The organism is Paraburkholderia sp. Ac-20336 (assembly GCF_017105025.1).
Taxonomy (GTDB): Bacteria; Pseudomonadota; Gammaproteobacteria; order Burkholderiales; family Burkholderiaceae; genus Paraburkholderia.
Window position 1 is genome coordinate 1 of record NZ_JAAGPS010000215.1, and the last position, 6597, is coordinate 6597.

The 6597-nt window shown below is 65.2% G+C and carries 7 protein-coding genes; 1 reads left to right on the forward strand and 6 read right to left on the reverse strand.

Features of this window, described 5'->3' with window-relative positions; translation table 11 throughout:
* Together GXB81_RS29975 and GXB81_RS29980 are read right to left on the reverse strand one after the other, a co-directional pair.
* A partial coding sequence (locus tag GXB81_RS29975) for a laccase domain-containing protein (RefSeq protein ID WP_205991108.1) occupies window positions 1-252 on the reverse strand: 252 nt, incomplete at its 3' end.
* A complete protein-coding gene (locus GXB81_RS29980) occupies window positions 249-1550 on the reverse strand; it encodes an RluA family pseudouridine synthase (protein WP_205991109.1) in 1302 nt (433 codons plus the stop codon). The genes GXB81_RS29975 and GXB81_RS29980, both read right to left, overlap by 4 nt.
* A gap of 38 nt (window positions 1551-1588) precedes the next feature.
* Between GXB81_RS29980 and GXB81_RS29985 the strand changes: the two genes are divergently transcribed.
* Window positions 1589-2452 carry an outer membrane protein assembly factor BamD gene (locus tag GXB81_RS29985; protein WP_167038456.1) on the forward strand — a complete coding sequence of 288 codons (864 nt, stop codon included), beginning with the start codon at window positions 1589-1591 and terminating at the stop codon, window positions 2450-2452.
* A 174-nt stretch (window positions 2453-2626) separates the two neighbouring features.
* Here the strand turns inward: GXB81_RS29985 and rlmD are convergent, their stop codons facing one another.
* From rlmD to GXB81_RS30005, 4 genes are all read right to left on the reverse strand, one after another.
* Window positions 2627-4057 carry a 23S rRNA (uracil(1939)-C(5))-methyltransferase RlmD gene (gene rlmD, locus GXB81_RS29990; protein WP_205991110.1) on the reverse strand — a complete coding sequence of 477 codons (1431 nt, stop codon included), beginning with the start codon at window positions 4055-4057 and terminating at the stop codon, window positions 2627-2629.
* 194 nt (window positions 4058-4251) lie between these two features.
* Window positions 4252-5028 carry a 3'-5' exonuclease gene (locus GXB81_RS29995; RefSeq protein WP_205991111.1) on the reverse strand — a complete coding sequence of 259 codons (777 nt, stop codon included), beginning with the start codon at window positions 5026-5028 and terminating at the stop codon, window positions 4252-4254.
* Window positions 5029-5032: 4 nt separating this feature from the next.
* Window positions 5033-6100 (reverse strand): RNA polymerase sigma factor RpoS, encoded by a 1068-nt coding sequence (gene rpoS, locus GXB81_RS30000; protein ID WP_167038462.1) that lies wholly within the window; start codon window positions 6098-6100, stop codon window positions 5033-5035.
* A gap of 11 nt (window positions 6101-6111) precedes the next feature.
* On the reverse strand, window positions 6112-6597 hold a 486-nt coding region (locus GXB81_RS30005; protein ID WP_241016587.1), incomplete at its 5' end, for a peptidoglycan DD-metalloendopeptidase family protein.

Genomic DNA, 6597 nt, shown 5'->3' on the forward strand with positions numbered 1-6597 from the left:
CCACGCGGCTTCGCGAACGCCGGCAAGCGCGAGCAGCCGCGCGCGATTGCTCGCGACCGCGGCCGGATCGTCACCGGATTTCATGCCGAGGTTGAGGCCGCCGGGCTGGTCCGCGCCATCCCGCCAGCGGCCGAATGGCGCGTCGCTCACGCCGCCGTTGCGGGTGGTGACGAGCGCGCGCACGCGCGGCGAGACGTTCCATGCGGGTTGCACGACATCGGCGAAATCCAGTTCCGGCAAAGCTGCGTTCATGTGGGATCGTCCTCGTCATGGGCCTCGTGGGCCTCGTTGGCGTCGTGATCTTCGGGGTCAGCGTCGCCGTCGTGATCTTCATCGTAATCGGCGTCGGCGGACGATGCGTCGTAGTCCTCATCCTCGTAGTACACGTCGTCGAACTCGCCCGCGTCGTCGCGACCGAGGCCGAGCGCCTCGGACAGCGCCGCGATGTCGGCCGGCACCTCGGCGCGCCACTGCATCGAGCGGCCCGTCTTCGGATGAATCAGCCCGAGCCGCCATGCATGCAGCGCCTGGCGCGCGAAGCCGCCCGGCAGCGGCGTAACCGAACGCTTGCCGCGCGCGCGTCCATACACGGGGTCGCCGAGCAGCGGATGGCCGACGTGCGCGCAATGCACGCGAATCTGGTGCGTGCGGCCGGTTTCGAGATCGCAGTGAATCGCCGTGACCGGCTGCCGCTGCCAGATCGCCGCGTCGACGCGGCGGAAATGCGTGCGCGCCGGCTTGCCGGCCGCGCCCGTCACCACGGCCATGCGCGTGCGCTCGCGCGGATCGCGGCCGATCGGCGCGTCGATCGTGCCGTCCTCGGGCATGTTGCCCCACACGAGCGCGAGATAGCGGCGCTTGACCGTGCGCGCCTGCAACTGGCGCACGAGGTCGGTCTGCGCCTCGAGCGTGCGCGCGACCACCATGAGCCCCGAGGTCTCCTTGTCGAGCCGGTGCACGATGCCCGCGCGCGGCAGGCCGGCCGCGGCTTCGCCATAGCGATGCAGCAGCCCGTTGAGCACGGTGCCGCTCCAGTTGCCGGCGGCCGGATGCACGACCATGCCGGCCGGCTTGTTGATGACGACGAGCGTGTCGTCCTCGTAGACGATTTCGAGCGGCACCGGCTCGGGCGTGAAGGCGAGCTGCTCGGGCAGCAGGTCGGGCACGAGCTCGATCGTGGCGCCGAGCGGCACCGGCTGGCGAATCTTCGCCGGCTTGCCGTCGACGCGCACGCGCCCGGCTTCGATCCAGCTTTGCAGACGGCTGCGCGAAAATTCCGGAAACACTTTGGCGAGCACCTTGTCGAGCCGCTCGCCGGCCAGTTCGTCGGGCACCACGACCTGGCGCGGGCTTTCGTCGGCGATGCGGCCCGGCACCGGCGCCGCCGGGCTCGCGGCGGCTTCTTGCGAATGGCTTGCGGCGGGCGCGTCGGCGGCAAAATCGTCGTCGAGCGAATCGACGCCCAACGCGTCGGCGGGGTCGGCGCTTACGCTATAATCTTCGTTGCTATTCCCGGCGCCTGCGGTGCCTGGAGTATTTGAGCGGGTCATTGAGTCTGGGTCACCTGGACGTAAAGCTAGACTGGAAAATGCGAGCCTTGAACACCATCACTGAAGCAGCGGCGCTCAATTTGGCGGCCATCAAGAAGGCGGCCCGGAAAGTGGCCGGATACGTTGCGTGCGCCGCGGCCGTCGTCGCTATTGCGGCTTGCCACGGCCTGCCGGAGAAGACCGACGAAACGGCAACGTGGAACAACAACAAATTATATACGGAGGCGAACGACGCCCTGACCGGCGGTGACTTCGGCAAGTGCGCGAAATACTTCGAAATGCTCGAGGGCCGCGACCCGTTCGGCCACTTCGCGCAGCAGGCGCAGATCAACGTCGCATACTGCAACTGGAAAGACAACGAAGACGCCGCCGCCGACCAGGCCATCGACCGCTTCATCCAGCTGCACCCGGATCACCCGGACATCGCCTACGCGTACTACCTGAAAGGCATGATCCACTTCAACGACGACCTCGGTCTGTTCGGCCGCTTCTCGGGCCAGGACATGAGCGAGCGCGATCCGAAGTCGCTGCGCGAATCGTATGACGCGTTCAAGGTCGTGGTGGACCGGTTCCCGAACAGCAAGTACGCACCGGACGCGGCGCAACGCATGCGCTATATCGTGAACGCGCTGGCGTCGCACGAAGTCCACGCGGCGGACTACTACTACCGTCGCGGCGCCTATGTCGCGGCAATCAACCGCGCGCAACTCGCGCTGCACGAATACAAGAACGCGCCGGCCATCGAAGACGCGCTGCACATCATGATGCTGTCGTACGAAAAGCTGAACCAGCCGCAACTGGCCGACGACACGCGCCGCGTGCTCGCGGGCACGTTCCCGGACAGCCCGTACATCACGGGCCACGCGCGGCCGGGCACGCAGAAGTCGTGGTGGCAGTTCTAAGCTAACTTTGCTGAGCTTTGCCGCCCGCTGAATACATTCAGCCTCTGAAATAAAAAACGCCACGACCTGAAAGTCGTGGCGTTTTTTATGCCCGCGCATCCGCACGTCAACGTGTCTGCATGCGCACTGACACGCGACGCCCGCCGCCTGGCCGCGGGCGTCGCGCGCTCCCCCTCAATCCCGCTCGAACAACGCAATCGACTCCACGTGCGACGTGTGCGGGAACATGTTCACGACACCCGCCCCAACGAGCCGATAGCCGGCTTCGTGCACGAGCAGGCCCGCATCGCGCGCGAGCGTAGCCGGCGCACACGACACGTAGACGATGCGCTTCGGCAGCGGTCCATTGCCGCTCTGCGCGATCTCCGCGAGCGCCTTCGCGACCGCGAGCGCGCCTTCGCGCGGCGGATCGATCAGGAACTTGTCGAAGTGGCCGAGCGCGCGCAGGTCGTCGGCGGTCACTTCGAACAGATTGCGGCACGCAAACGACGTATGCCCCGCGACGCCGTTCAGCTCGGCGTTCGCGAGCGCGCGCCCGGTCAGCACCTCGCTGCCCTCGATACCGACCACTTCCCGCGCAAGCCGCGCGAGCGGCAGCGTGAAGTTGCCGATTCCGCAGAACAGATCGAGCACGCGATCAGTGCGCGCCGGCGCGAGCAAGCGCAACGCGCGGCTCACGAGCACGCGGTTGATCGCGTGATTGACCTGCGTGAAGTCGGTCGGCTTGAACGGCATGCGGATGCCGTATTCGGGCAGCGTGTAGTCGAGCTGCACGTCGAGCGGATAGAGCGGCGTGACTGTGTCCGGGCCGCCCGGCTGAATCCAGAACTGCACCTTGTGCTCGTCGGCGAAATCGCGCAGCACCTGTTCGTCGGCGGCGGTGAGCGGTTCGAGGTTGCGCACGACGAGCGCCGTGACCGACGAGCCGACCGCGAGTTCGATCTGCGGCATGCGGTCGTAGATCGACAGCTTGCGCACCATGAAGCGCAGCGGCATCAGCATGGCCGACACATGCGGCGGCAGCACCTCGCAGGTTTTCATGTCCGCGATATAGCTGCTCTTCTTCTCGTGAAAGCCAATGCGCATACCGCCCTTTTCCGGCAGATAACGCACGGCCAGACGCGCGCGATAGCGATAACCCCAAGACGGCCCGTGAATCGGCCGGAACACGGTTTCAGGGCGCAGCTTCGCGAGGCGCTGCAGGTTGTCTTCAAGCACGCGCTGCTTGACCGCGACCTGCGCGCGCACGTCGAGATGCTGCATCGAACAGCCGCCGCAAATGTCGAAGTGGCGGCATTGGGGCGTAGTGCGCATCGCGCTCTCGCGGAACACCTGCACGACTTCGGCCTGCTCGAATTTCGGCTTGCTGCGATGCGTCGTATAGCTGACGCGCTCGCCCGGCAACGCGCCTTCGACGAAGATCACCTTGCCTCGCGTGCCGTCTTCGCTGTCGGTGCGGCCCACGCCACGCGCTTCCATATCGAGCGAAACGATTTCGATGACCGGCTCGTTGCCGGTAATGACGAGCGCCGGCGTCGGGGCCGGCGCCTTGGCATGCTTCGATGAGCGCCGCGGCGCGCGACGTTGGGGGGCAGTTCGGGACACCTGCGACTTCCTGACAAACTGTGGGGAAAGGCGAGATTGTAGACGAAGCGCCGGGCTTGCCTGCGATCGTACGCGACTCGGCCGCGTGCGCCGCAAAGAGCCGAGGCCGAATTACCGCGGCAACCGGACCCGCACGTCTTCCTCCCAGCCGCAACACGCCGACTCGATGCGCCCACCCAACCGCGCGCGGCGGCTCACTGCTCGAACGCCGCCAGATACTCGGCCCACTGCGGCGCAGTTTCGAGCGCGAGCGCGTTCTTCACGAGATTGATCTCGTCAGCATACTCCGACGGCGAGAAGCCGCCGCGCATCAACTGGAAACGGCAATACAGCAGGTACGTGTTGACGACGTCGGTCTCACAGTAGTTGCGGATTTCCTCGATGCGCCCTTCCTGGAACGCCTGCCACACCTGGCTGCCGTCCATGCCCATCTTGCCCGGAAAACCGCACATCTTCGCGAGCGCATCGAGCGGCGCGTTGGCGCGTGCCTGGTACATCGCCAGCACGTCCATCAGATCGGTATGGCGCGCGTGGTAGCGGCTGATGTAGTTGTTCCACTTGAAGTCGCGGTCGTCCTCGCCGACGTCCCAGAAGCGGTACGCGGGAATGCCGTTGACGAGCGCGCGATAGTTGAGCACCGGCAGATCGAAGCCGCCGCCGTTCCACGACACGAGTTGCGGCGTGTACTTCTCGATCACGCGATAGAACGACTGCACGAGCGTTGCCTCGCCGTCCTCGGGCGTGCCGAGCGAGCGCACGCGAAAGCCGTTGCTGTCGCGGAACACGCAGGAAATCGCCGCGACCCGTTGCAGATGATGCGGCAGGAAATCGCTGCCGGTTTTTTCGCGACGCGCGGCGAACGCGTGCTCGGCGACTTCGGCGTCGCTCATCGAGGCGGGTAAATCTTCGAGACGGCGGATGCCGGCGACATCGGGAATCGTCTCGATGTCGAAAACAAGAATCGGTGTCATCAGGTTACAGAACGGCGTCCTTGCGGACACCGTTGGAGGCGAAGAAGCGCTTCAGACGCACCAGCGCTTCCTGTTGGATCTGGCGCACACGCTCGCGCGTGAGGCCCATTTCGTCGGCCAGCTCTTCGAGCGTGGCGGGTTCGATGTGATTGAGGCCGAAGCGCCGTTCGATCACATGGCGGTGCTTGTCCGACAGACGCGCGAGCCACGCGCGCGTCAGCGTTTCGAGCTCGCGATGCTGCACCTCCGCATCGGGCGACTGGCTTTGATCGTCGGACAGCAGATCGAGCAGGCTGCTCGCCGGATCGAGATCGAGCGGTGCATCGAGCGAGGCCGTGTGCTCGTTCAGCGCGAGGATGTCGGTCACTTCGTCGCTGGTTTTGCCGGTCAGGTAGGCGATGTCGTCGATGCTGGCGTCGCGACGCTCGGCGGCCTCGCCGGAATTCATCGAATTCTTCTCGAGATGGCGCTTCGCGCGCAGCACCTGGTTGAGCTCACGAATCACGTGCACCGGTAATCGCACCGTGCGCGCCTGGTTCATGATCGCGCGCTCGATGCTCTGGCGAATCCACCACGTCGCGTAGGTCGAGAAGCGGAAGCCGCGCGTCGGATCGAATTTCTCGATCGCGTGCATGAGGCCGAGGTTGCCCTCTTCGATCAGATCGAGCAGCGGCACGCCGCGATTCAGATAACCCTTGGCAATGCTGACGACGAGCCGCAGATTGCGCTCGATCATCACCTGGCGCGCCTCGAACTCGCCGGCCTTGGCAAGACGCGAATATTTCTGCTCTTCCTCGACGGTGAGCAGCGGCTTCACGCTGATGCGGTTCAGATAGTGCTGTATCGTGTCGGCCGTCAGCTCGGCCTGCAGCAGGGCGCGGAAATCGTCGGCGTCGGGTGCCGCGCCGCTCGAGCCTTCGCGCGTGTCGGCGGTTTCGTTCTCGTCGAGATCGCGCTCTTCCACGATCTCTTCTTCCACTTCCGAAGCGCCGCTTTCGTCCGCTGCGGCGGACGTGGCTTTGCTGATCTTCTCAGACTCGGCTTGCGGCGGGCGGCGCTTCGATTTCGGCATGGTCGTATCGCTTATTGCGGCGGCAAATACTTCAGTGGGTCGACAGGTTTGCCCTGCCGGCGAACTTCGAAATGCAACATCACGCGGTCGGAATCGCTATTGCCCATCTCAGCGATCTTCTGCCCTTTCGTCACCGCGTCCCCCTCTTTTACCATCAAAGCGCGGTTGTGTGCATACGCGGTGAGATAAGTTGCATCATGCTTGATGATAATGAGATTGCCGTAACCACGCAGCCCATTTCCGGCATAGACGACACGGCCGTCCGCCGACGCTTTCACCGGCTCGCCCGCCGTGCCGCCGATATTGACGCCCTTGTTGGTCGAGTCGTTGAACGTGTTGAGCAGCGGACCGCGCACCGGCCATGCGAACGCGACGTTACCCGCGGCAGCGCTGCCCGTGTCGGGTGCCGCAGCCGGATTGGCCGGCACCGTTGCGCCATTCGTGCTCGCGGCGCCGAGATCGGGAGAGCGTCGGGTAGGGAAAGAGGGTGAATGAGA

Excerpts from the sequence above, each read along its gene's own strand:
- GXB81_RS29985 (WP_167038456.1), top strand. The coding sequence starts at position 1,589 with ATGCGAGCCTTGAACACCATCACTGAAGCAGCGGCGCTCAATTTGGCG.
- GXB81_RS29995 (WP_205991111.1), bottom strand. The coding sequence starts at position 5,028 with ATGACACCGATTCTTGTTTTCGACATCGAGACGATTCCCGATGTCGCC.
- rpoS (WP_167038462.1), bottom strand. The coding sequence starts at position 6,100 with ATGCCGAAATCGAAGCGCCGCCCGCCGCAAGCCGAGTCTGAGAAGATC.
- GXB81_RS29980 (WP_205991109.1), bottom strand. The coding sequence starts at position 1,550 with ATGACCCGCTCAAATACTCCAGGCACCGCAGGCGCCGGGAATAGCAAC.